A 25434-nucleotide genomic window follows, 5' to 3' on the forward strand; every position below is an offset into this window, starting at 1 on the left:
GAGCACGGTTAAGCGCGGCTGAGCGCATGTGCCGGTCATGAAGGCCGGCGCATGCGGGTTCGATACGTGGCGCCGGGCCTTCGGCGCTGACCGTGAAGTAGAGGCGCCGGATCACGGGGGCCGACACCGGGTTATCGCATGACGCGTGTCGCCCCTCGCACGGCGCTTAACGATCGCCCCAGAACGCGTCCTGCATCCGCGCGATCTCGTCGCGCAGTTCGGGGAACGGGCCGAAGACCTTGATCGCCTTCTGGCTGTGATCGAAGACGGTCCGGCACGGCAGCGACATCGTCGGGTTCTCGTCGTGATCGCCGGTCGCCGCGAGCAGATCCTTCTCGTCGGCGCCATAGACGAGCCGGCCGATATTCGCCCAATAGAGCGTGCCCGAACACATGCAGCACGGCTCCACGTTCGTGTAGAGCGTGCATTCCCAAAGAAAGGCTTCCGAGAAACTCGCCGCGGCCGCGCGCGCGAGCACCGATTCGGCGTGATTGACCGTGTCGACATTGCCTTGTTCGATGAGCACGGTTTCATGGTCGGGCGCGACGAGGATCGCGCCGAACGGATGGTGGCCGAAGCGCACCGCGCGTTCGGCGATCTCGCCGGTGCGCCGCAGGTGCCGGATCATCTGTTCATGCGTCGGATCGGGGCCGGCCGGCGTGGGGCGCGCGTGAGCGGGGGAAGCGGTCATGATGAGCCTTCGCGAGATCGAAGTCGGAAAAGCGCCATTGTCCAACGCTTTGCGCGCACTGCGCGCGAGCGGCGCATATGGTGGTCATCAGAGGGCCGCGATCCGACGCATCGCGCTGGCGAAAAAAAAGCAGCGCGCCGGATGGCCGCTGCCTTTCTTCGGTTGCCCGGACATCGCCGGGCCATCCGGTGCGCTTTACTGAATCTTGGCCTTCGCGCGCAGGCTTTGTTCCCACTGCTGCAACCGTTCCTGTTGCACTTGCTGGGCGAGCTGCGTCTTGACTTCGTCGAACGACGGAACCTTGACGTCACGCACGTCGTCGAGTCGGATCACGTGCCAACCGAATTGCGAGTGCACGGGCGTGTCGGTGATCTGGCCTTTCTGGAGCTTCTGCGCGGCGTCGCCGAATTCCGGCACGTAGCTCTGCAGATTCGCCCAGTCGAGATCGCCGCCATGCTCGGCCGAACCCGTGTCCTTCGAGTATTGCTTCGCGAGGTCTTCGAAGCTGCCGCCGGCCTTGAGCTTCGCGATGATGTCCTTCGCCTGCTGTTCGTTGTCGACGAGGATATGGTGCAGATGGTATTCCTTGCCTTGCACTTGCTTGATCGCTTCGTCGTACTTGGCCTTGAGTTCAGCGTCGGTCGGCGCGTTGTTCTTGACGAAGTCCTGAATCAGCGCGCGGATCGCGACGCTTTGCGAGGCGAGCGCCATCTGGGCCTTGACGCTCGGGTCGTTCGGAATGCCGCGCTTCTCGGCTTCCTGCATCATCACTTCACGATTGACGAGCTCTTCGCGCACGGCGGCCTGCAGTTGGGGCGAATCCGTCTGGCCTTGACGCACGAGTTCGGCGACGAGCGCGTCGACACGTTCCTTCGGAATGGCTTTGCCGTTGACGACGGCGATGTTTTGCGCGAACGCGGACGTGGCAGCACCCGCGGCGATGACGACAGCGGCCGTGCCGATCCACAGCCGGACATTCTTGAAGCTCATGACGTGATTCCTAACGAGGCAGATTGTTGAATTCTTCGGGGGTGTATGCAGCGATCGCGAGCGCATGAATCCCGTTGCGCATCGCATCGGCCAGCGCATCATACACGAGGCGATGTCGCGCCACGCGGGTCTTGCCGGCGAACGCGCCTGTCACGATCGTGACATTGAAGTGACCGCCCGAGGCCGCGCCCGCATGGCCCGCGTGACGCGCGCCGTCGTCCTCGACTTCGATGTGCAACGGGGTCAGCGCGGCCTTCAGGCGCGCTTCGATGACGTCGGCTGAGATCGCGGGCATGGTCATTCTTCCTTCAGATAGCGCGCGAGCCAGAAGCTCTGCGCAATGATGAACACGACCATACACCCGATGCCGCCGAACAACTTGAAATTGACCCAGACGTCCGTCGAGAAGTGATAAAGGATCACGAGATTGACGACGCCGAGCAGCGCGAAGAACGCGACCCATGCGATCGTCAGTTGCGTCCAGACGGGTTCGGGCAGCACGAGTTCCTTGCCCATCGTCGTCTTGAGCAGGTCCTTGCCGAAGCCGAATCGCGAAACGCCGAGCGCGATCGCGAACAGCCAGTACGCGACGGTCGGTTTCCATTTGATGAAGACGTCGTCGTGCAGCACGAGCGTTGCGCCGCCGAGCACGACGATCACGATCAGACTGACCCACTGGAGCGGATCGACCTTGCGGTGCCGGAACGCGACCCAGCCGATGAGCGCGAGCGAAGCGACGATCGCGATGGCCGTGGCGGTGTAGATGTTCGTCAGCTTGTACGCGACGAAGAACAGGATGATCGGGAAGAAATCGAATAGAAGTTTCATGCAGTGTCCGGTAACGGCGGCCAGACGTCCGGGGGATCGGTCCGACGCGCGATGTCCTGCGCGCCGAGCCGGGACCGGACGACACGCAGGTCGCGGGTCCCGCAATCGGGACGCCGGCGCGGATCCGTCCCACGCCGGCGCGATCGTCACGCGCCGGCCTCGGGGCTGTGCGCGACGATCTTATTTCTGGCTGCCGGGCTCGAATTGTAGCGCAGCCGAATTGATGCAATAGCGGTCGCCCGTATCGGTCGGGCCGTCGGGGAACACATGGCCGAGATGCGCGTCGCAGACTTTGCAGCGGACTTCGACGCGGACCATGCCGTGCGACACGTCGCGATGCTCGTCGATGAGCTCGCCGTTCAGCGGACGATCGAAGCTCGGCCAGCCGCAGCCCGCATCGAATTTATGATTCGATTCGAACAGCGCCGCGCCACAGCACACGCATTTGTAGACCCCGTTTTCCCAGTGATCCCAATAGCGGCCCGTGAACGCGCGCTCGGTCGCCGCGTGACGCGTGACCTGGTATTCGATGTCCGACAGGTCGCGCTTGTAGTCGGCGTCGGTCTTGATCGGTGTCTGGCTCATGATGGGTCTCTCGTTAGGGGCATGGCCGCGCGTCGTGCGTCGCGCGGTTGACGGTGTGCTTCATCGGATGCTTGATGGCGTGCGGCGCATGGGCGTCGATCGGCTGTCTGTCTATCGCGTGTGCGGCGCACGTCGTGCCTATGTGCGGGCTGCGCGTCGAAATAACAAGACAGCCAGGGACCCGAGCACCACGCGTGCGCAATGCGACCATGGCAGGACCGCGCGCCTCACGCCTCACGACGAGCAACTCACTTCGAGCGTGCTCGCCCACGACGGTGGCAGTGCCGCATAGGCTTCGTACTGCGGTTGTTCGTCGAACGGATGCCGAAGCACATCGAGCAGCCGCGCGACTTCGCTGAAGTCCTTTTCGCGCGCGTGGCGAATCGCCGTTTCGGCGAGATGATTGCGCAGCACGAACTTGGGGTTCACGCGATCCATCGCGGCCGCGCGCGCCGCATCGTCCTGCGTTTCGAGTCGCAGGCGCAGCCGGTAGGCGTCGAGCCAGCGATCGATCGCTGCGCGATCGATGAACAGATCGCGCACGGACGCATCCTGACTTGCATCGTCACGCGATACGCGCGACAGATGGCGGAATGTCAGCGTGAAATCCGCGCGATTCTCGTGCATGACCTTGAACAGATCGTTGACGAGCGTGTTGTCGTCGTCGCGTACGGCGTGCAGACCGAGCTTGGCGCGCAGCAGCGCGTCGAGCGCGCGCGGAAAGTGGGTCCGGTACGTTTCGAGCACCTGCTGGGCCGCCTCGACGGCGTGCTGGCCTTCGCCGAACAACGGCAGCATGGCCTGAGCCAGGCAGAACAGATTCCAGTAGGCGACCTGCGGTTGCGCCTGATACGCGTAACGCCCTTGCGCATCGCTGTGATTGCAGACGTGGTTGGCGTCGAAGCCGTCGATGAAGCCGTAGGGGCCATAGTCGATCGTGAGGCCGAGGATCGACATATTGTCCGTGTTCATGACGCCGTGGCAAAAGCCGACCGATTGCCAGTGCGCGATCATGCGCGCCGTGCGTTCGACGACTTCGCCGAGCATCGCGAGATAGGGCTGGGCCGTGTCGCGGCACGCGGGGTAGTGACGATCGATCACGTGATCGGCGAGCGCGCGAATGCGATCGGGCCGGTCGTCCGCGAACCAGTGTTCGAAATGGCCGAACCGGATGAAGCTCGGCGCCAGGCGCGTGACGACCGCCGCGGTTTCGATCGTCTCGCGCCGCACGGGCGCATCCGATCCCGTCACGCAGAGCGCGCGCGTCGTCGGGATCCCGAGATGGTGCATGGCTTCCGAGCAGAGGAATTCGCGGATCGACGAGCGGAGCACCGCGCGTCCGTCGCCCATGCGCGAATACGGCGTGAGCCCCGCGCCCTTGAGCTGGATTTCCTGGATGCCGTCGGGGCCGGTGCGCTCGCCGAGCAGCAGCGCGCGGCCGTCGCCGAGCTGTCCGGCCCAGACGCCGAACTGATGACCCGAGTAGACCGACGCGAGCGGCAACGCCTCAGGCGCAAGGTCGCGCGTGCGATTGCCCGTCATCGTCTCGACGAAGTCGGGCCGGTCGGCCGCATCGGCGCCGAGGCCGATCAGCGCCGCGGCCTCGCGCGAAAAGCCCACGAGGTAGGGCGCGGGCAAGGGCGTCGCGGGCAGCCGCGTAGAGAACGCCGTGCCGAGACTCGCGAATCCGTGCGCGGCGTGAGGCGCCCAGTCGAGCGACGGTGAAACGGCGGTTTCGGCGTGCGCGGTCTTGCGCGCATCATGGCCGAGATCGAAACCGGAGGAGGACGGAGCGGCGGACTGAGCGGACATGGCTTCGGGAAAACGAGTATTCAAGCGGCGACAACGGACTGGCTATTGTAAGTCGCTTGTCCCGCGCGTGCCGACGCCGCGCGGGCCCCAGGTCCGGAGAACCGGACCGCCGCGGAGCCGGGTCGCCGGCTGCGCGGATCTGACCGAGACCACAACGATGACAACGATGCCCTCGATGGACCGCCCGCAGACCCTGAACCCGCTCGCGGGCCGGATGATGGATCTGCCGCTGTTGGTCTCCGAAATCCTCAAACATACGGCGCGGCATTCGGGCGATGCCGAGATCGTGACGCGCCGCGTCGAAGACAACGCGATTCATCGCTACACGTGGCGCGATTGCGAGCATCGCGCGCGCCGGCTCGCGCAGGCGCTCGCGCGGCTCGGCGTGCGGACCGGCGATCGCGTGGGCACGCTCGCGTGGAATACGTATCGCCATCTCGAGGCGTATTACGGCGTCTCGGGCAGCGGCGCCGTCGTGCATACGATCAACCCGCGCCTGTTTTGCGAGCAGTTGACCTTTATCGTCAACGATGCACAGGACGTCGTCGTGCTGTTCGACGTCACGTTCGCGGAACTCGTCGACACACTCGCGCCGCAGTGTCCGTCGGTGCGGCACTGGGTGGCGATGTCCGAGCGTGCGTTCGTGCCCCCGATGAAAACGCCGACGCTCTGCTACGAGGACCTGCTCGACGCCGAAGACGGCGACTATGCATGGCCCGAACTCGACGAGCGTTCGGCTTGCGGGCTCTGCTATACGTCGGGCACGACCGGACATCCGAAGGGCGTGCTCTATTCGCATCGCTCCAACGTGCTGCACGCGATGGGCAGCGCGACGCCCGACGGACTCGGTTTCTCGTCGCGCGATGTGATCCTGCCCGTGGTGCCGATGTTCCACGTCAACGCGTGGGGCATTCCGTACTCGGGCGCGATGGTCGGGGCCAAGCTCGTGCTGCCCGGACGCGCGCTCGACGGTGCGTCGATCTACGAACTCATCGAAGGCGAGCGCGTGACGTTTACCGCAGGCGTGCCGACGGTCTGGCTCGCGCTGCTCATGCATATGGAGCGCTCGGGCCTGCGCTTCTCGACGCTCCAGCGCACGCTCGTCGGCGGTTCGGCGCTGCCGCCCGCGATGCAGGATACCTTCGAGCAGCAGTACGGCGTGCAGGCGATCCATGCCTGGGGCATGTCGGAGACGTCGCCGCTCGCGACGGTCTGCAAGCTCAATGCAAGCATTGCCGCGCGCTCGCCCGACGAACAGCGCGCGACCTTGCGCAAGCAGGGCCATACGATCTTCGGCATCGATATGAAGATCGTCGACGGCGACGGCCGCGAATTGCCCTGGGACGGCCAGGCGTTCGGCGACCTCTATGTGCGCGGCTACTGGGTCTGCTCGCAATACATGAACCACGATGCATCGGCGTTGCGCGACGGCTGGTTTCCGACCGGGGACGTCGCGACGATCGATCCCGACGGCTATATGCAGATCACCGATCGCAGCAAGGACGTCATCAAGTCGGGCGGCGAATGGATCAGCTCGATCGATGTCGAGAACATCGCGATCGCGCACCCCGACGTCGCCGAGGCGGCCTGCATCGCGGCCCATCATGTCAAATGGGCCGAACGTCCGCTGCTGGTCGTCGTGCGGCGGGCCGGCGCGACCGTCACGCGCGACGAATTGCTGCGCTTCTACGAGGGCAAGGTCGCGAAATGGTGGATTCCCGACGAGGTCGTCTTTATCGACGAGATTCCGCATACGGCGACCGGCAAGATCCTCAAACTCAAGCTGCGCGAACGGTTCGCCGACTACCTGGTCCAGCACGCGGGTGCGGCGCAGTGATCGCGCGGGCGGTGCGATCGAGCGCCGCAGCGAGGCGGCGTTAGGCGGGGCCGGCCTCTGAGCCGCGGCGCGCCGATATCGCCGGCAAGGCCGACTCGGACGCCGCGCGGCGGCGCGTGGTCGCCAGGCGAGCATGCGCCGGGTGACCGGTCGATGCCATACGAACACCCCGGGGGAAAATGGCAATTGAACGATCGTGCTTTTCTGGTTATGCTTGGCCCCGTTCAATAAGGCGTTCAGGGAGGCGGCCAAGCGGGCGGAGATCCGCGGTCCATCATCGAATGCGAATTCACCCGCCGCCGGGCGGGATCTTGTGCCTAAGGGGCATGGAGGAAGACAGATGGCCGTGTCGTATGCAGTCCAGGATGGCGTTGCGCTTGTCACGTTCGAAAACCCGCCGGTCAACGGCCTCAATCATGCGACGCGCAGCGGCATCGTCGAGGCGGTGCGCCGCGCGCAGGACGACGCGCAGGTCGTCGCGATCGTGCTGACCGGCGGCGGTTCGGTGTTCTCGGGCGGCGCCGACATCACCGAGTTCAATACGCCGGCCGCGATCGCGGAACCGAATCTCCATACCGTCATCGCGGCGGTCGAATCGAGCACGAAGCCGGTCGTCGCGGCGGTGAACAAGCTCGCGATGGGCGGCGGCCTCGAACTCGCGCTCGGGGCGCACTATCGTGTCGCGACGCCCGACGCGCAGGTCGCGCTGCCCGAAGTCAAGATCGGTCTCTTGCCGGGCGCCGGCGGCACGCAACGCCTGCCGCGCGCGATCGGCCTCGGGATCGCGCTCAAGATGATCGTCGGCGGCGAGCCGGTCGCGGCGTCGAAGCTCGCGGGCGGCCAATTGTTCGATGAGATCGTCGAAGGCGATTTCATCGCGGGCGCCGTCGCGTTCGCGCGCCAGGCCGCCGCGCGCGGTGCGCTGCCGCGCGTGCGCGAGCGAGAGATCGCCGCGGGCGACGCGCATGCCGTCTTCGCGCAAGCACGTGAGCAGATCGCGCAGGCGGCCAAGCATTTTCCGGCGCCGGGCAAGTGCATCGAATCCGTCGAACATGGGCAGCAGCATGGTTTCGACGCGGGTCTCGTGCGTGAGCGCGAATGCTTCGCGGAACTGCTCGAATCGCCGGAAAGCCGTGCGTTGCGGCATGCGTTCTTCGGCGAGCGCGCGGCATCGAAGATCCCCGACGTGCCGTCGAATACGCCGGCACGCCCGATTCGCGAGGTCGGCGTCATCGGCGCGGGCACGATGGGCGGCGGCATCACGATGAATTTCATCAACGCGGGCCTGCCCGTCGTCCTCGTCGAGACGAAGCAGGACGCGCTCGATCGCGGTCTCGCAACGATCCGCAAGAACTACGAACGCAACGTCAAGAGCGGCAAGCTCACGGCGGAGCAACTCGAATCGCGCATGGCGCTGATTCGCTCGTCGCTGTCGTTCGACGATCTCAAATCGGCCGATCTGATCATCGAAGCCGTGTTCGAGGAACTGTCGGTCAAGAAGCAGGTGTTCGAGAAGATCGATGCGATCGCGAAGGCCGGCGCGATTCTCGCGTCGAACACATCGACGCTCGACGTCGACAAGATCGCGGCGTTCACGAAGCGGCCCGAAGACGTCGTCGGCATGCATTTCTTCAGCCCGGCGAACGTCATGAAGCTGCTTGAAGTCGTGCGCGGCGAGAAGACGGCGAAGGACGTGCTGGCCACGGTCATGGTGCTCGCGAAGAAGATTCGCAAGACGGCCGTCGTGTCGGGCGTCTGCGACGGCTTTATCGGCAATCGGATGGTCGAGCAGTACGTGCGCCAGGCGCTCGAAATGCTTGAAGAGGGCGGTTTGCCCGAGCAGATCGACAAGGCGATCGAGCAGTTCGGCTTCGCGATGGGCCCGTTCCGCATGAGCGATCTCGCGGGCAACGACATCGGCTGGGCGATCCGCAAGCGCCGTTCGATCGAGAACCCGAGTCTCGTCTACTCGAAGATCGCGGATCGTCTGTGCGAGGACGGCCGTTTCGGGCAGAAGACCGGCGGCGGCTGGTACGACTACCAGGCGGGCGACCGCACCGCGCATCCGTCCAAGCGCGTCGACGACATGATCGTCGCGTACTCGGCCGAGACCGGCAAAGCGCGGCGCACGCTCGCGGATGCGGAGATCGTCGAGCGCCTCGTGTTCGCGCTCGTCAACGAAGGCGCGAAGATTCTCGAGGAAGGCATCGCGTCGAAGGCCTCCGATATCGACATGGTCTATCTGACGGGTTATGGCTTTCCGCTGTTCCGCGGCGGCCCGATGCTCTATGCCGACATGGTCGGGCTCGGTCATGTCAAACAGGCCATGGAGCGGTATGCTGCGGCTACGGGCGACACCTTCTGGTCGAAGCCCGCGACGCTGCTGACTGAACTCGCGGCGCAGGGGCGCCGGTTCAACGGTTGATCGGAACGATCCGGGTCGACTGCGCGGCGCGAAGATCCGACCCGTTTTCCACCGATCCAAGGAGTGCCGATGCGACCGTCGAGCGATGTGTTGCTGGTCGTCGACGTGCAGTACGACTTCATGCCGGGCGGCGCGCTGGCCGTGCCGTACGGCGATGAAGTGATTGCGCCGATCAACCGGCTTGCCGCCCATTTTTCGCATGTCGTGCTCACGCAGGACTGGCACCCGGCGAACCATGCGTCGTTTGCCGTCAATCATCCGGGCGGCCAGCCTTTCTCGCGCGCGCATATGCCGTACGGCGAGCAGGTGCTGTGGCCCGCGCATTGCGTGCAGGGCACGCAGGGCGCGCAACTGCACGAGGCGCTCGATATCGCGCATGCGCGACTCGTCATCCGCAAGGGCCATCATGCGAACGTCGACAGCTATTCGGCATTCGTCGAGGCGGATCGGACGACGCCGACCGGTCTGACCGGCTATTTGCGCGAGACGGGTGTCAAGCGCGTCTATTGCTGCGGTCTCGCGACCGATTACTGCGTGGCCTGGACCGCGCTGGATGCGCGCGCGTGCGGGTTCGAAGCATTCGTGATCGAGGATGCGAGCCGGCCGATCGATCTCGACGGATCGCTCGAAGCCGCATGGCTTCAGTTGACCGATCTCGGCGTCGAGCGATTGCTTGTCGATGAAGTGCTCGGGCATGCGCTCGCATGAGGGCGTCGCGCGGAGTTTGATAGGCTAGCGGTCGCGCGCGGACCTCGCGTTCGCGCCGTGGGTTGCCGGCCGAGGCCGGCAACGTCGATCCAATGCATGGAGAGGGTGACAGATTGATTCGGCATATCGTGATGTGGAAGCTTAAAGACGAGGCAGAGGGCGGCACGCGCGCGCAGAACGCAAAGAAGATGCGCGAGTTGCTCGAGAACTGTCGCGACGTCGCACCGGGGACGCGCGAGTTCGAAGTCGGCCTCGCGGCGCCCGGCGAGGAATCGACCTACGACGTCGTGCTCGTGTCGACGTTCGACGATCAGACCGCGCTCGACGCCTATCAAGTGCATCCCGAACACGAGAAGGCCAAGGCGTTTATCGGCAAGGTGCGCGAGTCGCGCCAATGCGTCGACTACGTGATCTGAGTAAGCGCCGATGACACAGTTCGTGGAATTTCCGGTCCGTAGTCCCTTTATCGACGCGCTCGGACTCAAGCTCGTGCGCGCCGACAACGGCGTCAGCGAAGTCATGCTGTCGCTCGAGCCGATGCATACGAATACCTGGGGCGTCGCGCACGGCGGCCTGACGATGACGCTGCTCGATGTCGCGCTGTCGCTCGCGGCGCGCAGCGCGGGCGAGCCGTCGGGCGTCGTGACCGTCGAGCTCAATACGAGCTTCATGCAGCCCGGACGCGGCGAATTGCGCGCGCACGGGCGCGTCATGCATCAGTCGAGCACGATGGCGTTCTGCGAGGGCGAGGTCCGCGATGCGTCGGGCGCGTTCGTCGCGAAGGCGCTCGGCACCTTCAAATATCTGCGCAAGCTCGCGGTCGGCCGCACGATCGTCGAGCAGGCCGAACCCGGCGGAGACGCGCCCTGATCGACGACGCGCGCCGCGGGTACAGAACAACAACACACCTTTCTTCAAGCAAGGACAGGGAGACACCGATGACCGAGATCAATCGCCAGATCGTGCTCGCCGCGCGCCCCGAAGGGGAAGTCGAGCCGCGCCACTTCAGACTTGTCGAGACGCCGCTTGCGCCGCTCGCCGACGGACAGGTCCGCGTGCGCAATCACTATCTGTCGCTCGACCCGTATATGCGCGGGCGCATGAGCGAGAGCAAGTCGTATGCGCAGCCGCAGCCGCTCGATGAAGTCATGATCGGCGGCACGGTCGGCGAGGTCGTCGAAACGAAGCATCCGCGCTTCGCCGTCGGCGACAAGGTCGTCGGCATGTTCGGCTGGCAGGAGTACGGAACGTCGGACGGCACCGCGCTCAAGAAGGTCGACACGACGCACGTGCCGCTTTCGGCCTACCTCGGCGCGGTCGGCATGCCGGGCGTGACGGCATGGTACGGCCTGAACCGCATCATCGTGCCGAAGGCCGGCGATACGGTCGCCGTGAGTTCGGCCGCAGGCGCCGTCGGCGGCGCGGTCGGGCAGCTTGCGAAAGCGCAGGGCTGCCGCGTGATCGGCATCGCGGGCGGCGAGGAGAAATGCCGCTACGTCGTCGACGAACTCGGCTTCGATGCGTGCATCGACTACAAGCAGAACAATCTGCGCGACGATCTCAAGGCCGCGGCGCCCAAAGGCATCGACGGCTACTTCGAGAACGTCGGCGGCGCGGTGCTCGATGCCGTGCTCGCGCGCATGAATGCATTCGGCCGGATCGCGTTGTGCGGGATGATCGCCGGGTATGACGGCGAACCCGTGCCGATCAAGCAGCCGCAGTTGCTGCTCGTTTCGCGGCTCAAGCTCGAAGGGTTCATCGTCAGCGAACACATGGAAGTGTGGCCCGAGGCGCTCAAGGATCTCGGCACGCAGGTCGCGCAGAAGACGCTCAAATATCGCGAGTCGATCGCCCAAGGGATCGAACGTGCGCCCGAGGCGTTTATCGGCCTGCTCAAGGGACGCAACTTCGGCAAGCAGCTCGTCAAGCTGATCTGAGGGCCGCGCGCAAGGCCGGGGCGTTGGCAGGAGCGGCGTGTGCGGGCCCGCGGTCTTGGCTCGGAAGTCGACACGCGCGGGCGTTGAGGTCGCGGGGTCGTGGTTCGGAGGTCGTCACGCGCGGGCGTTGAGGCGGAGTGGGTGTGGTTCGGAAGTCGTCACGCGCGCGCGTTGCGGTCGCGGGGCCGTGCCTTGGAAGCCGTTACGTGTCGCCGTGCGGCCGCGTGGCTGTCGAATGGACGCCGTGGACCGCCGCGGCGAGATTGCCGCGCGAAGGTGTGAAGGCCACGAAGGCCGTGAAGGCGACCTGACCGCTAACGCGCCTCAAGGCGCGATATCGACGATCTCGACGCGATTGCGGCCATTGTGTTTCGCGAGATACATCGCGCGATCGGCGGCCGCGACGAGCGCGACCGCGCTGCTCATCGAGTTGGCGCCGTCGACGGCGCGCAGCATCGCGATGCCGACCGACACCGTCAAGACCATGCGGCCGCCCTGATCGTCGAGGACGTCGAGTTCCTGGACGGCCTTGCGAATGCGTTCGGCCGCCGCGAGCGCGCCGGTTCGATCCGCATGCAGCAGCAGGCCGGCGAACTCTTCGCCGCCGTAGCGCGACAGGGTGTCGGCGAGCCGCATCTGGCGACGCGCCGCGCGCGCCACGGCAATCAGCGCGCGATCGCCGGCCGAGTGGCCGTGCAGATCGTTGATGTGCTTGAAGTGATCGATATCGAAGAAGATGCACGCGAGCGGCGCGCCATGGCGCGCCGAACGCATGACTTCGCCGCGCAGCCGTTCGTCGAAGTACCGGCGGTTCGCGAGATCGGTCAGCGGATCGGTCAGGCCGATGCGCTTCAGACGTTCGCGATGGCCCACATTGTCGAGACTGGCCGCGGCGACCGTCGCAAAGCGTTCGAGCAGATCGGTCGCCATGCCGCGCGCGAAACGGTCGGGGTCGTCGCTCGCGAGGCAGAGAAAGCCGAGCGTCGCGTCTTGGTGCAGCAGCGGCAGCACGATCATGCTTTCGACGTTGGCCGGGGTGAACATCGACAGCAGCGTCCCGCCGAGATTGCCGTGGTCGGGCATGCCGAGCCACGGTTCGCCGCGATCGAGCGCGTCGACGAGGCCCGGGTCGCGCCGGTTGCCCAGTTTCAGGCACTGATTCGCGACGTCGCGCAACGCATCCTGTCCGAACAATTCGCTGACGAGCTTGGTGTTTTCATCGAGCCAGAGGCCGACCCATGACAAGGCGAAGTCCACGGGCAGACGACCGAACAGGGTGTCGAAGTAAGCGTCGATCCCTTGTGCGCTGATCAGTGCGAGTTCGATGCGCTGAAAACGTTTGAGCGTCGTCTCGTTGCGCTGGACCGTCTGGACCAGCAGCCTCAGCCTGTCGGCCAACACCGATTCCGTGGGTTCGTTCATGGCTCGAGCATTCGCCTGACGCAGGGGCTGCAATGCCCCGCGGAATGGCGCTATCTATGTTCTGTGACCCCGTTGCTGGCCTGCGCTTGGGGCTGGCGCGGCCGGCACACGCGTGCTGTTGAAGAGGTTAACGGCAGGTCTGCGCGCAAATTGAGGCGCGGTTTCGAAGATGGGGCGAAGACGGCCGGGTGGCCGGCTCAAGGTCGGGTCAAAGCCGACTCAAGGTCGTCTCAAGGCGGGCTCAAGATCGAGTCGAGGCCGAATCAAAACCGACTGAAGGCGGAGTCACGGCATCGGGCGCGCGGCGTGCGCATCGGCACACGATGGCGGCGGACGATCGATGCCTCGCACGGTGCGAGGCAGCCATGATTCCGTTACGCGGTCGTGTCGATCGAGTTGCCGAGCAGGGTGACGTCGTTGGGTTTTTTCTTCGACGTATCGGATGAGCTGTTCGCGTCGCTGCTCTGCGTGCTGTCCGATGCGGTTTTGTTTTTCGATGCGTCGCTTTGCTGCGACTGCTTGAGTGCGTTCGCCGCGCTCGATCCGTTGACGGACTGCCCCTGTTGCGCGCTCGACGACGACCCTTGTGAGCCCGATCGCGCGGCATTGATCTGGCCGGACTGACTCGACGCGCTGGTCTGGCTGACCTGGGCGGCTTGTGTGGCCTGGCTTTGGAGTTGCGCGATCTGCGCTTCGGTGCTCGCGATCTCGCTGGTCAGCAATTGCACTTGAACGTTGCCGGTTTCCGATGAGGACGACGACGATTGTTCGGCTTCGGTCAGTTGCTTCTCATACGTCTGCAACTGTTTCTGAAGCGTGGCGATTTGCGATTGGACGCCGCTCGAACTCGACGCCGGTTTTGTCGTCGTGGTCGAGCTGCTGGTCGAGTTGCTGGTCGAACTGATCGATGAAGTCATTCGGACACCCCGTATGTTTGGTCTTTGGGGCGATCGTAACAGTGTGTATTGAATCGAAGCGAATCGGTAAGGCTCGGTAATTGCGCAGGATGCACGGGATGCACGTGGGAAGCGCGAGATGCACGAGATGCAGATGAAGCGGGCTGTGCGCGAGAAACCGTTCGATCGGCTGGCGATGTGGGCAAGCGGGTGCCGCGCACGCGCGCGTGACGGGCGAAAAAAGCTCCGAGAGGGGCAGTCCGATGAGCGGATGCTGAACGCCGATATCGGTTTCCGAACCTGTTATCAAAAAATGGGGCTGTAAACGCAAAAACCCGCGAGGCGTTTGGGCCTTGCGGGTATCGCGTTCTCTGCCTTCGCTGGAAAAATCCCGATTTCCTTGGAAACAGGAGCATCCACTCTCACGGAGAACTGTATCTGATGGGGTGACCGATGGGACTCGAACCCACGACGACTGGAATCACAATCCAGGACTCTACCAACTGAGCTACGGCCACCACTGTCCTACGTTTCTTTGCGATCCCGGGTAGGGCTCGTCAAAGAGAAAGCGATTATACAAACTCGATTGAGGTTTTGCTAGTGCTCTTTGCAATCGATCGCGAAATTTTTTACGCGGGCATGTCGGCGCCGAGAAAACGGCGTGCTTCGTCGAACACCGACAGGTCGCCTTTCGAGAGCCGCTTGTTATCGGACAGCGTACGACGCCAGCCGCGCGCGCCCGATTCGCCCTTGTGCAGCCCGAGCATATGACGCGTAATGCCGCCGATGTATTGCCCTTCGGCAAGCCGCCTTCCAGCATACGCGGCCATCTCGGTCTCGACATCCGCGCGCGTGAGCGTCGTCGGGGGCGCGCCGTAGAAGCGCCGATCGACATCCGCGAGCAGCCACGGGTTGTGATAGGCCTCGCGTCCGAGCATCACGCCGTCGACATGCGCGAGATGCTGTTCGACCTCGTCAAGCGTCTGGACGCCGCCGTTGATATGAATCTCGAGCGACGGAAAGTCGCGCTTGAGGGCATACGCGTAGTCGTATTTAAGCGGCGGGATTTCGCGGTTTTCCTTGGGGCTCAGGCCTTTGAGAATCGCGTTGCGCGCATGGACGATGAAGACGTCGCAGCCGGCCTGCGCGATGGTCCCGACGAAGTCGCGCACGAAGGCGTATTCGCTGACCTCGTCGATGCCGATTCGATGCTTGACCGTGACCGGAATCGACACGGCATCGCGCATGGCCTTGACGCAATCGGCGACGAGTTGCGGTTCAGCCATCAGACAGGCGCCGAACGCGCCGCGCTGCACGCGCTCGGACGGGCAGCCGCAGTTCAGATTGACTTCGTCGTAGCCCCATTGTTCGGCCAGGGCCGCGCATTTCGCGAGATCGGCGGGTTCGCTGCCGCCGAGCTGCAGCGCAAGCGGATGCTCTTCGTCGTTGAACGCGAGATGACGCGGCACGTCGCCGTGCAGCAGCGCGCCGGTCGTCACCATCTCGGTGTAGAGCCACGTGTGCCGCGTGATCAGGCGATGGAAATAGCGGCAGTGGCGATCCGTCCAGTCCATCATCGGCGCAACGGTGACGCGCCGGGGACTGAGCCGCGGGTTTGAGGTCATACCTAACAAGTCGAAACGGGCGCGGGACGCGCGAACCCGACAGTATACGGGATATGTCCAGCGCCCGCTCCGCGCGGGCCATTGCGATTCCGTGTGGTCCAGCGTGGTCTCAGTGACCGCAACGAGATGACCGCAACGAGATGACCACAAGGCGCCCAGTGACAACGCGCCCGGTGAGTACCGCGACCGCAGGCCCCCGAACGCGGTCGCCACGGGTCGTTGTTCGGCAGGCGTTCAACTGCGCGCGGCGCGTGTCAGTAGACCGTCAACCGGTCCGGCTTCACATTGCTGACGTGTGCGGACACGATCTTCCATCCTTCGGGAAAACGGATCCACATCTGCGACTGGCGTCCGATCAGCGTCGTGTCGGGGGCCAGGAACTGGGTGCAGGCGCTTGCGCTGTCCGCGCTATAGGCGACGACCGTCGTCTGGCGAAGCCGGCGCTGCGGGTGGACGGGCGCCGCATCGGCGCGATATGCGCGGATCGCTTCGATGCCGTGCGAATGTTCGGAGACACCGTAGCGGATCGTCTGGGGGCTCTCCCAGAAGAACCCGCAAACCGTGGCGTTGTCGTGCCGCACGAGGGCGGCCTCGTAGGCGTCGAACGCCGCGCGCACTTCGGCCGCGACTTGGGCGAGATCGACGCTGCCCGCGCCGACGGCGCGATCGGACGCCGATACGGGCTCAACGGTCGAATTCATGAACGAACCTCCATTTCAAGTGTGACGGGCAACAGCGTCGAGAGCGGGGCCGTCCAGCAGACGATGCCGCCTTGCGAGCGCAGCATCTCGAGCGTCTGTGCATGGAACTGCGGAAAGTAACTCGCCGCGGCATCCTCGACGAGCAGGCATTCATAACCGCGGTCATTCGCTTCGCGCAACGTCGTCTGAACACAGACTTCGGTCGTCACGCCGCAAACGATGAGCCGTTTGATGCCATGCGCTTCGAGCATCGCCCCGAGCGCGGTCGCGTAGAACGCGCCTTTGCCGGGTTTGTCGACGACGAGTTCGCCGGGCAGCGGCGCGACCTGCGGCACGATCTGATTGCCGGGTTCGCCGCGCACGAGCAGACGTCCCATCGGCCCCGGATCGCCGATGCGGATCTTCGGATTGCCGCGCAATCGCTTGGCGGGCGGACAGTCCGACAGATCGGGCAGATGCGCTTCGCGCGTATGAACGATCGTGAGGCCGAGCGCGCGGCCCCAGGCCAGCAGCGCGGCGACTTTGGGCACGATCGCGGCGACATGGCGAATATCGTTGCCGAGCGTGGCGCCGAACCCGCCGGGTTCGATGAAATCGCGCTGCATATCGATCGACACAATGGCAGTCGATTCGGGTTCAAAGCGGAATTCGTACGGCAGGGCGTCGATGGTGATCATGGCGCGGCTCCTCTGGCGATAACCGGACCGCCGAAGCGGTCCACGGACAGAAATCGGTTTGACGGCGCGCGTGACGATGAGTGCCGCTACAGCCGGCGCCCGCGTGCCGTCCATCTGGCTACGGCCTTGCTTTCGCGATAGGCGCGGCAAACGCCGCGACATGCGTGTTGCGTGTCATGCCGGCAAACCGGCGCTCAACCGAGCGATCCCAGCAATGCGTGCGAATCCGATACGGTACCGAACACGCCGCCTTGCATCTTGACCATATGGAGCGCCGCCGCGTGATTCGACGGGTCGGTGGCCGCGCAGCAGTCCGCGAGCAACAGACATTCGAAGCCGCGATCATTGGCTTCGCGCATCGTCGTATGAACGCAGACGTCGGTCGTGATGCCGCTCAAAATCAGATTGCGAATTCCCTTGGTCCGCAGGATCAGTTCGAGATCGGTCGCGCAGAACGAACCCTTGCCGGGCTTGTCGAGCACGATTTCTCCCGGAAGCGGCGCGAGCTCGGGAATGATTTCCCAGCCGGGTTCGCCGCGCACGAGAATCTTTCCGCACGGACCGGCGTCGCCGATGCCGGCGCCGATGCGCCGCGAACGCCAGCGCTTGTTTTCGGGCAGATCCGACAGATCCGGCCGATGGCCTTCGCGTGTGTGAATGATCGTGAATCCGAGCGTCCGCATGCGCGAAAGCACAGCGCGAATCGGCTCGATCGGCGCGCGCGTGAGCGCGATGTCGTAGCCCATCGAGTCGACGTAGCCACCGACGCCGCAAAAGTCGGTCTGCATATCGATCACGATCAGCGCGGTGTCATGGGGCGCGAACTCGCCGTCGTATGGCCAGGCGTAGGGGTCGGCAGCGACCGGTGCGAGAGGCATCGACAACACTCCTTCGTTAGTGATGATGGGTTGGGCTCGGCTCGGGCAGGCCAGTCGTGTCGAGCGTGCGCGACACGCTCGCGCACGCGGCAAGACGCGAAGTCTGCTGCATCGTGGTGCAAAAGTTGTGTACAAGATTGCGCGCATCCGATGCAAGGCATATGCCAACGGCGATGCGCGATGCGTGACGGGCGGGTACGCGGCGACGGCGAATCGGGCACAACCCCGGCCACGCCTGAGATTCGAGCCCGTGCACAGCGTGTCGCGACCCGTCGCCGACGGATGCGGATCACACGCAAGCACGCGCGTGCACGGCCGATCCATGGGACTTCATGGTGCCGTCCCGAATCGCGATGGATACCGATTGGTGCCGTGCGCACAGCAACGGCGCAGATCGATGGAGGGATAGCGGGACGCAGAGGGTGGCGCGCGGCGAAAAACCGCGGACCGGGAGGGCCGTTACGGAATGGGCGTTACATGTGGAACATCGATCGGGAACGCAGATCACGCGTATGCAGCAGGCAGTCCCCTCAAACAGCCCCCTCAAACAGCCCCCTCAGGCAAGCCCCCTCAGGCAAGCCCACAGACAGATCTCTCACGCAGGCGCTCAGGTGGGCCCCGAGACAGGACTTTCACGCAGGCGCGCTCATGTAGCCCCCCGGCAGACCTCCCACGCAGGCGCTAGACCTCGAGCGCAGGCCCTCAGGTGGACCTCTCAGGCTGGCCCTCAAGCGAGCCGTTCAGGCAGCCCGCCAGGCGAACCTCTCACTCAGACTCTTCGGGAATGTGCAAAAGAAACGTTGCCGATCAAGGAGGTCATTCGGTGTCGCGGGTGTGTTCCGTGTATCCGCCGTCGTGCCCTAGCTCTGCGGCGCGAGGCGTGCGCGTTCGCGCTCGATCGAGATATCGAGCATGCGCGCGACTTCGGCGAGTGTGCCGACCATGACAGTCCGCGACGGCGTCGAATAGATGCGAACCGGGTGTTGGAGCTTGGCCATGCTGGCGGGCGCCCGTGGCATCGACGCGTGTCGGGGGGGCGGTGCCGTCGTTGCGCGTGCCCGGCTCGCGCCTGCGAGACCCGACAGGCCGCGGCCCGTGCCCGTCGTGCGCGCGTCGATCGGCGCACGCGTGTCGCGACTCACGACGTGATCGACATTGGCGACCCGCGCGCGCCGCGCCCCGCCATGAATGCTTTCGATGCGCGGCTCGTGCAGCCCGTCACGGGGTTCGCGTCCGAGACTCGACAGCGCAGCGGTCGGCGACACGACCGAGCGCACGGCCGCCTGAACGGCCGAGCGTGCGGCACGTGCGCGCGTCGATGCCATCCGCGCGATCGGTGAACGTTGGGACCGGCGCGTCGTGCGTATGCATGTCCGGACCAGCGAGCGAACGAGCGACTGCACGAGCCGCGTGCCACGCACGATGCGCGGAGCGCGGTTCGGTGCGGTATCGGTGTGCAGCGATGTAGGGATGATCATCATGATCGTTCGCTCGAAAGTGGGTTAAAAGTCGCCCGAACGGATAAGCCCGACGGCAATGCCTTCGAGTTCGAAATCTTCGCGTCCGGCCGCAACCATGATCGACGGGAAGTCGGGATTTTCGGCGACGAGCTCGATGCCGCTCGGATGACGGCGCAAGCGCTTGACCGTCACTTCGTCACCCAGACGCGCAACGACGACTTGGCCGTCGCGCGCCTCGTTTTTGCGCTGCACGGCCAGCAGGTCGCCGTCGAGAATGCCCGCGTCGCGCATCGACATCCCACGGACCTTGAGCAGATAGTCGGGCGTCGCGCTGAACAAACTCGGATCCACCGCGTAATGCTGCTGCACATGCTCTTGAGCAAGGATCGGACTGCCGGCGGCGACGCGCCCGATCAGCGGCAGCGACAGTTGCTGAATCGCGGGATGGGGCAGCGTGAACTGATGAGGACTGTCGAAATCGTCGAGCGCCTCGGGCTTGATCCGGATCCCGCGCGAGGCGCCGGCCGCGAGTTCGAGCACGCCCTTGCGGGCCAGCGCTCGAAGATGCTCCTCGGCCGAGTTCGCCGAGCTGAATCCGAGTTCCGCCGCGATCTCGGCCCGCGTCGGCGGAAAACCTGAACGCTCGATCGCCCGGCGGACGAGATCGAATACCTGCTGTTGTCGTGCGGTTAATTTGACCATGGTGTCAATGAAAGCACTGCCAGGCAGGCGTTGCGTGGCACTGTATGGATGAACAGATGGCTGTAGTTTTATACAGTGTCGAAAAGATATCAAGCTTTCTCTTCGAATATCGCTATATTTTTTCTATATATCAAAATGGCCATAAAAGAATAATCAATAATTCGTTTTAGCTATTTGTAGGCATCGATACACTCAGCCCTCGCATTCACAACCATAAGAGGGCATCGATGGTCGACACGCTGGGGCACGCACGAGAGATCGGTCACGGGATCGCCGGCCGGTGGCAATCCGTTCGCGGGGCAATCAAGAAGACGGCCGCCGCGCTGCTCGTCGCGTCATGCGGTGCGTTGGCGATGGTTCCCGCACATGCCGACACGACACTGCTGAACGTTTCGTACGACCCGACGCGCGAGCTCTACCAGGAATTCGACCAGGCGTTCGCGAAGCACTGGAAGCAGACGACCGGCGAGACGGTCACGTTCCGTCAGTCGCACGGCGGCTCGGGCGCGCAGGCGCGCTCGGTCATCGATGGCCTGCAGGCGGACGTCGTCACGCTCGCGCTGGCTTATGACATCGATGCGATCGCCGCCAAAGGCTCGATCGATCCGGGCTGGCAGAAGAAGCTGCCCGACAATGCGGCGCCCTATACGTCGACGATCGTGTTCCTCGTGCGCAAGGGCAACCCGAAGCACATCAAGGATTGGGACGACCTGATCAAGCCGGGCGTGTCGATCGTCACGCCGAACCCGAAGACGTCGGGCGGCGCACGCTGGAACTATCTGGCGGCATGGGCGTATGCGCTGCATAAGCCGGGCGGCAATGCCGACACGGCCAAGGCCTTCGTCGGCGCGCTCTACAAGAACGCGGGCGTGCTCGATTCGGGCGCGCGCGGCGCGACGACGAGCTTTGTTCAGCGCGATCTCGGCGACGTGCTGATCGCCTGGGAAAACGAAGCGTTCCTCGCGCTCAAGGAATTCGGCTCGGACAAGTTCGAGATCGTCGTGCCGTCGGCGAGCATTCTCGCCGAGCCGCCCGTCGCGGTCGTCGACAAGGTCGTCGACAAGCGCGGCACGCGCAAGGTCGCCGAAGCCTATCTGCAATATCTGTATAGCGAGGAAGGCCAGGAAATCGCCGCGCGCAACTTCTATCGTCCGCGTTCGGACAAAGTGCCCGCCGAGCTGACCAAGCAGTTCCCGAAGCTCAAGCTCTACACGGTCGACGATACGTTCGGCGGCTGGGCCAACGCGCAGAAGGTGCATTTCGCGGACGGCGGCGTGTTCGACTCGATTTACCTACCGAAGTAAGTTCGCGATGGCCAGCCTGACATTCCGCAAACCCAGCGCGTTGCCCGGCTTCGGGCTCACGCTCGGGGTCACGATCGTGTATCTGAGTCTGATCGTGCTGATTCCGCTCGCCGCGATGTTCGCGAAGGCGGCGACGCTCGAATGGTCGCAGTTCGCGGCGGCGGTCTGGTCGCCGCGCGTGATCGCGTCGTACCGGCTGACGTTCGGCGCGGCGCTGATCGGCGCGGTGATCAATGCGGTGTTCGGTTTTCTCGTCGCGTGGGTTCTCGTGCGCTACGAATTCCCGTTCAAGCGCGCGATCGACGCGATCGTCGATCTGCCGTTCGCGTTGCCGACGGCCGTTGCGGGCGTGTCGCTCGCGGCGATCTACGCGCAGAACGGCTGGATCGGACAGTGGTTCGCGCCGCTGGGCATCAAGATCGCGTTTACACCGCTCGGCGTGCTGATTGCATTGACGTTCATCGGCTTGCCGTTCGTCGTGCGCACGGTGCAGCCGATCCTCGAAGATTTCGAACGCGAGCAGGAAGAGGCGGCCGCGTGCCTCGGCGCGACCCGCGCGCAAACGTTCCGGCGCGTGATCCTGCCGGCGTTGACGCCGGCGCTGCTGACCGGCTTCGCGCTCGCGTTCGCGCGGGCGCTCGGCGAGTACGGCTCGGTCATCTTCATCGCCGGCAACGTACCGATGAAGTCGGAAATCACGTCGCTGCTGATCATCACGAAGCTCGAGCAATACGATTACGCGGGCGCGACCGCGCTCGCCGTCGTCATGCTGCTCGTCGCGTTCGTGCTGCTGCTCGGCATCAATACCCTGCAATGGTGGCTTCAGCATCGCGTCAGCCGCGCCGCCGGCGCCACCCGCCGTGTGGAGGTTCTTCAGGCATGAACGGCGATCTGGCCGCGCGCGACAAGCGCGCTTTCGACGCCTCGGCCGCGCGAGCGCGCGCCGAGCGTCTGCATCCGACGACCGAGCCGCGCTGGGTCCGCTATACGCTGATCACGGTCGCCTTGCTGTTTCTCGCGGGCTTTCTCGTCGTTCCGCTCGTGTCGGTGTTCGTGCAGGCATTTTCGAAGGGCGTCGCGTTCTATCTGAGCGCGCTCGCGGACCCGGACGCCGTGTCGGCGATCGAGCTCACGCTGCTGACCGCGGCGATCGCGGTGCCGCTCAACGTCGTGTTCGGACTCGCGGCGTCGTGGGCCATCGCGAAGTTCGAGTTTCGCGGCAAGAGCCTGCTGATCACGCTGATCGATCTGCCGTTTTCGGTGTCGCCCGTCATCGCGGGGCTCGTCTACGTGCTGCTGTTCGGCGCGCAAGGCTGGCTCGGACCCTGGCTCGACAGCCACAACGTGCAGATCATCTTCGCCGTGCCGGGCATCGTGCTCGCGACGGTGTTCGTCACGTTTCCGTTCGTCGCGCGCGAGCTGATTCCGCTCATGCAGGCGCAGGGCGCCGACGAGGAAGAGGCCGCGCGCGTGCTCGGCGCCTCGGGCTGGCAGATTTTCCGGCGCGTCACGTTGCCCAACGTCAAGTGGGGGCTGCTCTACGGCGTGATTCTCTGCAACGCGCGCGCGATGGGTGAATTCGGTGCGGTGTCGGTCGTCTCGGGTCATATCCGCGGCTCGACGAACACCATGCCGCTGCATGTCGAAATTCTTTACAACGAGTACAACTTCGCGGCCGCGTTCGCCGTGGCGTCGCTGCTCGCGCTGCTTGCGCTCGTGACGCTCGGCCTGAAGCTGCTCGCCGAGCGCAAGCTCGATCAGCAATCCGGCGAAAGCGCCGCGCCGCGCGCGGCTTCGCCTGCCGTTCCGGAGTAAGTCCAGATGAGCATCAAGGTTCGCAATCTACGCAAGCAGTTCGGCAACTTCGTCGCGCTCAATGACGTGTCGCTCGATTTTCCCGCGGGCGAACTCGTGGCATTGCTCGGACCGTCGGGCTGCGGCAAGACGACGTTGCTGCGCGTGATCGCCGGGCTCGAACACGCCGACGCCGGACAGGTCGTGCTCAACGGCAGCGACGTCGTCGATGTCGGCGCGCGCGAGCGCGAGGTCGGCTTCGTCTTCCAGCACTACGCCTTGTTTCGCCATATGACGGTCTTCGAGAACGTCGCATTCGGCCTGCGCGTGAAGCCGCGCAAGGAGCGGCCGTCCGAGCAGACGATCCGCGCGAAGGTTCACGAACTGCTCGAACTCGTGCAGCTCGACTGGCTGGCCGAGCGTTATCCGTCCGAGCTGTCGGGCGGGCAGCGGCAGCGTATTGCGCTGGCGCGCGCGCTCGCGGTCGAACCGAAGGTGCTGCTGCTCGACGAGCCGTTCGGCGCGCTCGACGCGAAGGTCCGCAAGGAGCTGCGTTCGTGGCTGCGTCGTCTGCATGACGAACTCCATATCTCGACGCTGTTCGTCACGCACGATCAGGAAGAGGCGCTCGAAGTCGCGGACCGGATCGTCGTGCTCAATCGCGGCGCGGTCGAGCAGGTCGGCAGCCCGCAGGACGTCTACGATCGGCCGCAGACGCCGTTCGTCTACGAATTCCTCGGCGCCGCGAACCAGCTCAAGGGACATGTCGAACGCAGCGGCTTCATTGCCGACGGCGCGCATCGTGCGATCGCGGCCGATGCGGCGTTCGAGGGCCCCGCGCTGGCGTACGTCCGTCCGCACGATCTGCTGCTGTTCCCGCGCGGCGACGCGGACACCACGCATGCCGACGGCATCGTCGTCGACGTGCAGCGCGTGCTGCCGCTCGGGGGCCAGGTCCGGATCGAACTCCGCACGCCGGCCGGCGGCGTGCTCGAAGCCGAGCTCGACCGGCAGACGTGGCATGGATTGCAGCTTGGGGTGGGCGACGGCGTTACGGCCGTGCCGCGCGAGCTGCGTGTTTTTCCGGCATCGGCGCGCGGCTGACGCGCGACGACAACCGAACCCTCACAATTACTCAAACGCAAGGACGTCGTCATGAACTTCCAGCAATTGCGCTTTGTTCGCGAGGCCGTGCGTCAGAACATGAATCTGACCGAGGTCGCGAACGTGCTCTACACGTCGCAGTCGGGCGTATCCAAACAGATCAAGGATCTCGAGGACGAACTCGGTGTCGATATTTTCGTGCGTCGCGGCAAGCGCCTCACGGGTCTCACGGAACCGGGCAAGGCGGTCCACAAGACGATCGAGCGCATGTTGCTCGACGCCGAGAATCTGCGCCGCGTCGCGCGTCAGTTCTCCGAACACGATGCGGGTCACCTCGTGCTCGCCACGACGCACACGCAGGCGCGTTACGCGCTGCCGCGCGTGATTCGTGAGTTCAAGCAGGTGTTCCCGAAGGTGCACCTTGCGCTGCGTCAGGGCACGCCGCAGCAGATCGCCCAGATGATCGTCGACGGCGAGGCCGACATCGGGATCTCGACCGAAGCACTTGATCGCTACCCCGATATCGTGACGTTCCCGTGCTATTCGTGGCATCACGAGGTCGTCGTGCCGAAGGGCCACAAGCTCGCTTCGCTCGAGGCCGTCACGATCGAGGATCTCGCGGCGTTTCCGATCATCACGTATGACCAGGATCTAACGGGGCGCTCGCATATCGACGCCGCGTTCGCCGCCGCGGGCCTCGTGCCCGACGTCGTGCTGACCGCGATCGACGCCGACGTGATCAAGACCTACGTCGAGGTCGGCATGGGCATCGGCATCGTTGCCGCCATGGCGTTCGACGAGCGCAAGGATTCCGAGCTCGTGCGGCTCGAGACGGGCGACCTGTTCGAGGCGAACACGACGCGCGTGGGGCTGCGCAAGGGCGCGTTCCTGCGCGCCTACGCGTACAAGCTCATCGAGATGTTCGCGCCGCAACTCAAGGAATCGGACATCGCCTTGCAGCTTCGCGAAGCGGCTTGATTGAGCTGACATCGCCGGACGGCGCGCACGCGAGCCCGCGTGCGCGCAACGCGAAATTTTGCTCGCGCGGGGATTTTCGG

27 protein-coding genes and 1 tRNA gene are annotated in these 25434 nt (G+C 64.8%); 13 read left to right on the forward strand and 15 right to left on the reverse strand.

All coding sequences use genetic code 11. The annotated features are described in order from the left end of the window. Positions 1–166: 166 nt before the first annotated feature. Positions 167–691, reverse strand: coding sequence for a nucleoside deaminase (locus D7S86_RS14015; RefSeq protein ID WP_121087423.1), 525 nt, complete (start codon positions 689–691; stop codon positions 167–169). On the opposite strand from D7S86_RS14015, the gene D7S86_RS29120 reads away from it, so the two are divergent. Beyond that, complete coding sequence (locus D7S86_RS29120) at positions 690–893, forward strand: hypothetical protein (protein WP_147432326.1); 204 nt, start codon at positions 690–692, stop codon at positions 891–893. The two genes, D7S86_RS14015 and D7S86_RS29120, sit on opposite strands and share 2 nt — an antisense overlap. On the opposite strand, the gene D7S86_RS14020 is transcribed toward D7S86_RS29120, so the two are convergent. The 5 genes from D7S86_RS14020 to D7S86_RS14040 form a co-directional block, all read right to left on the reverse strand. Further along, positions 887–1681 (reverse strand): peptidylprolyl isomerase, encoded by a 795-nt coding sequence (locus D7S86_RS14020; RefSeq protein ID WP_121087425.1) that lies wholly within the window; start codon positions 1679–1681, stop codon positions 887–889. The genes D7S86_RS29120 and D7S86_RS14020 overlap by 7 nt on opposite strands. A 10-nt stretch (positions 1682–1691) precedes the next feature. Beyond that, complete coding sequence (locus tag D7S86_RS14025; RefSeq protein WP_121087427.1) at positions 1692–1982, reverse strand: BolA family protein; 291 nt, start codon at positions 1980–1982, stop codon at positions 1692–1694. Beyond that, the gene (locus tag D7S86_RS14030; protein WP_121087429.1) at positions 1979–2509 is read right to left on the reverse strand and encodes a septation protein A; all 531 of its coding nucleotides are present in this window, start codon (positions 2507–2509) and stop codon (positions 1979–1981) included. Before D7S86_RS14030 ends, D7S86_RS14025 begins: the two co-directional genes overlap by 4 nt. 180 nt (positions 2510–2689) lie before the next feature. After that, the gene (msrB, locus tag D7S86_RS14035; RefSeq protein WP_121087431.1) at positions 2690–3094 is read right to left on the reverse strand and encodes a peptide-methionine (R)-S-oxide reductase MsrB; all 405 of its coding nucleotides are present in this window, start codon (positions 3092–3094) and stop codon (positions 2690–2692) included. 234 nt (positions 3095–3328) lie between these two features. Then, on the reverse strand, positions 3329–4906 hold the full coding sequence (locus D7S86_RS14040; RefSeq protein ID WP_121087433.1) for a protein adenylyltransferase SelO: 1578 nt from the start codon (positions 4904–4906) through the stop codon (positions 3329–3331). Between the two features lie 166 nt (positions 4907–5072). On the opposite strand from D7S86_RS14040, the gene D7S86_RS14045 reads away from it, so the two are divergent. The 6 genes from D7S86_RS14045 (at position 5073) to D7S86_RS14070 (ending at position 11813) form a co-directional block, all read left to right on the forward strand. Continuing rightward, positions 5073–6743, forward strand: coding sequence for a 3-(methylthio)propionyl-CoA ligase (locus D7S86_RS14045; protein ID WP_240648159.1), 1671 nt, complete (start codon positions 5073–5075; stop codon positions 6741–6743). A 340-nt stretch (positions 6744–7083) separates the two neighbouring features. After that, on the forward strand, positions 7084–9168 hold the full coding sequence (locus tag D7S86_RS14050; RefSeq protein ID WP_121087437.1) for a 3-hydroxyacyl-CoA dehydrogenase NAD-binding domain-containing protein: 2085 nt from the start codon (positions 7084–7086) through the stop codon (positions 9166–9168). Positions 9169–9237: 69 nt separating this feature from the next. After that, the gene (pncA, locus tag D7S86_RS14055) at positions 9238–9876 is read left to right on the forward strand and encodes a bifunctional nicotinamidase/pyrazinamidase (protein ID WP_121087439.1); all 639 of its coding nucleotides are present in this window, start codon (positions 9238–9240) and stop codon (positions 9874–9876) included. A gap of 113 nt (positions 9877–9989) precedes the next feature. Next, positions 9990–10292 carry a Dabb family protein gene (locus tag D7S86_RS14060; RefSeq protein ID WP_166444126.1) on the forward strand — a complete coding sequence of 101 codons (303 nt, stop codon included), beginning with the start codon at positions 9990–9992 and terminating at the stop codon, positions 10290–10292. A gap of 10 nt (positions 10293–10302) precedes the next feature. Further along, entirely contained in the window at positions 10303–10746 is a 444-nt protein-coding gene (locus D7S86_RS14065; RefSeq protein WP_121087443.1) for a PaaI family thioesterase, read from the forward strand. Between the two features lie 68 nt (positions 10747–10814). Next, positions 10815–11813 carry an NADP-dependent oxidoreductase gene (locus tag D7S86_RS14070; RefSeq protein WP_121087445.1) on the forward strand — a complete coding sequence of 333 codons (999 nt, stop codon included), beginning with the start codon at positions 10815–10817 and terminating at the stop codon, positions 11811–11813. A 324-nt stretch (positions 11814–12137) separates the two neighbouring features. On the opposite strand, the gene D7S86_RS14075 is transcribed toward D7S86_RS14070, so the two are convergent. After that, complete coding sequence (locus D7S86_RS14075) at positions 12138–13235, reverse strand: sensor domain-containing diguanylate cyclase (protein WP_121087447.1); 1098 nt, start codon at positions 13233–13235, stop codon at positions 12138–12140. A 374-nt stretch (positions 13236–13609) separates the two neighbouring features. Then, positions 13610–14152 (reverse strand): FlxA-like family protein, encoded by a 543-nt coding sequence (locus D7S86_RS14080; protein WP_121087449.1) that lies wholly within the window; start codon positions 14150–14152, stop codon positions 13610–13612. A 118-nt stretch (positions 14153–14270) separates the two neighbouring features. Between D7S86_RS14080 and D7S86_RS14085 the strand changes: the two genes are divergently transcribed. Then, a complete protein-coding gene (locus tag D7S86_RS14085) occupies positions 14271–14456 on the forward strand; it encodes a hypothetical protein (protein ID WP_121087450.1) in 186 nt (61 codons plus the stop codon). Positions 14457–14573: 117 nt separating this feature from the next. On the opposite strand, the gene D7S86_RS14090 is transcribed toward D7S86_RS14085, so the two are convergent. The 7 genes from D7S86_RS14090 to lexA form a co-directional block, all read right to left on the reverse strand. Beyond that, positions 14574–14649, reverse strand: a tRNA-His gene (locus tag D7S86_RS14090). A gap of 111 nt (positions 14650–14760) precedes the next feature. Beyond that, positions 14761–15756: a tRNA dihydrouridine(20/20a) synthase DusA gene (gene dusA, locus D7S86_RS14095; RefSeq protein WP_121087452.1), complete on the reverse strand. Its 996-nt coding sequence runs from the start codon at positions 15754–15756 to the stop codon at positions 14761–14763. Positions 15757–16010: 254 nt separating this feature from the next. Next, entirely contained in the window at positions 16011–16457 is a 447-nt protein-coding gene (gene hpxZ, locus D7S86_RS14100; RefSeq protein WP_121087454.1) for an oxalurate catabolism protein HpxZ, read from the reverse strand. Further along, the gene (locus tag D7S86_RS14105) at positions 16454–17134 is read right to left on the reverse strand and encodes a cysteine hydrolase family protein (RefSeq protein WP_121087456.1); all 681 of its coding nucleotides are present in this window, start codon (positions 17132–17134) and stop codon (positions 16454–16456) included. The genes hpxZ and D7S86_RS14105 overlap by 4 nt, the downstream gene beginning before the upstream one ends. Positions 17135–17328: 194 nt before the next feature. After that, entirely contained in the window at positions 17329–18012 is a 684-nt protein-coding gene (gene biuH, locus D7S86_RS14110) for a biuret amidohydrolase (RefSeq protein WP_121087458.1), read from the reverse strand. 860 nt (positions 18013–18872) lie between these two features. Further along, positions 18873–19337 (reverse strand): hypothetical protein, encoded by a 465-nt coding sequence (locus tag D7S86_RS14115; protein WP_147432327.1) that lies wholly within the window; start codon positions 19335–19337, stop codon positions 18873–18875. A gap of 177 nt (positions 19338–19514) precedes the next feature. Continuing rightward, entirely contained in the window at positions 19515–20174 is a 660-nt protein-coding gene (gene lexA / locus D7S86_RS14120) for a transcriptional repressor LexA (protein WP_121087460.1), read from the reverse strand. A 227-nt stretch (positions 20175–20401) separates the two neighbouring features. Here lexA and D7S86_RS14125 point away from each other — a divergent pair, with 227 nt between their 5' ends. From D7S86_RS14125 to D7S86_RS14145, 5 genes are read left to right on the forward strand one after another with little or no spacing between them, the layout of a single operon-like run. Next, positions 20402–21478, forward strand: a complete 1077-nt coding sequence (locus D7S86_RS14125; protein ID WP_121087461.1) for a sulfate ABC transporter substrate-binding protein — start codon at positions 20402–20404, stop codon at positions 21476–21478. A 7-nt stretch (positions 21479–21485) separates the two neighbouring features. After that, entirely contained in the window at positions 21486–22361 is an 876-nt protein-coding gene (gene cysT / locus D7S86_RS14130; RefSeq protein ID WP_121087462.1) for a sulfate ABC transporter permease subunit CysT, read from the forward strand. Next, on the forward strand, positions 22358–23293 hold the full coding sequence (cysW, locus tag D7S86_RS14135; protein ID WP_121087463.1) for a sulfate ABC transporter permease subunit CysW: 936 nt from the start codon (positions 22358–22360) through the stop codon (positions 23291–23293). Before cysT ends, cysW begins: the two co-directional genes overlap by 4 nt. Before the next feature lie 6 nt (positions 23294–23299). After that, positions 23300–24376 carry a sulfate/molybdate ABC transporter ATP-binding protein gene (locus D7S86_RS14140; protein ID WP_121087464.1) on the forward strand — a complete coding sequence of 359 codons (1077 nt, stop codon included), beginning with the start codon at positions 23300–23302 and terminating at the stop codon, positions 24374–24376. Positions 24377–24427: 51 nt separating this feature from the next. After that, positions 24428–25354 carry a CysB family HTH-type transcriptional regulator gene (locus D7S86_RS14145; protein WP_121087465.1) on the forward strand — a complete coding sequence of 309 codons (927 nt, stop codon included), beginning with the start codon at positions 24428–24430 and terminating at the stop codon, positions 25352–25354. The last annotated feature ends 80 nt before the right edge of the window (positions 25355–25434 follow it).

This window comes from Pararobbsia silviterrae, from assembly GCF_003628125.1.
Classification (GTDB): Bacteria; Pseudomonadota; Gammaproteobacteria; order Burkholderiales; family Burkholderiaceae; genus Pararobbsia; species Pararobbsia silviterrae.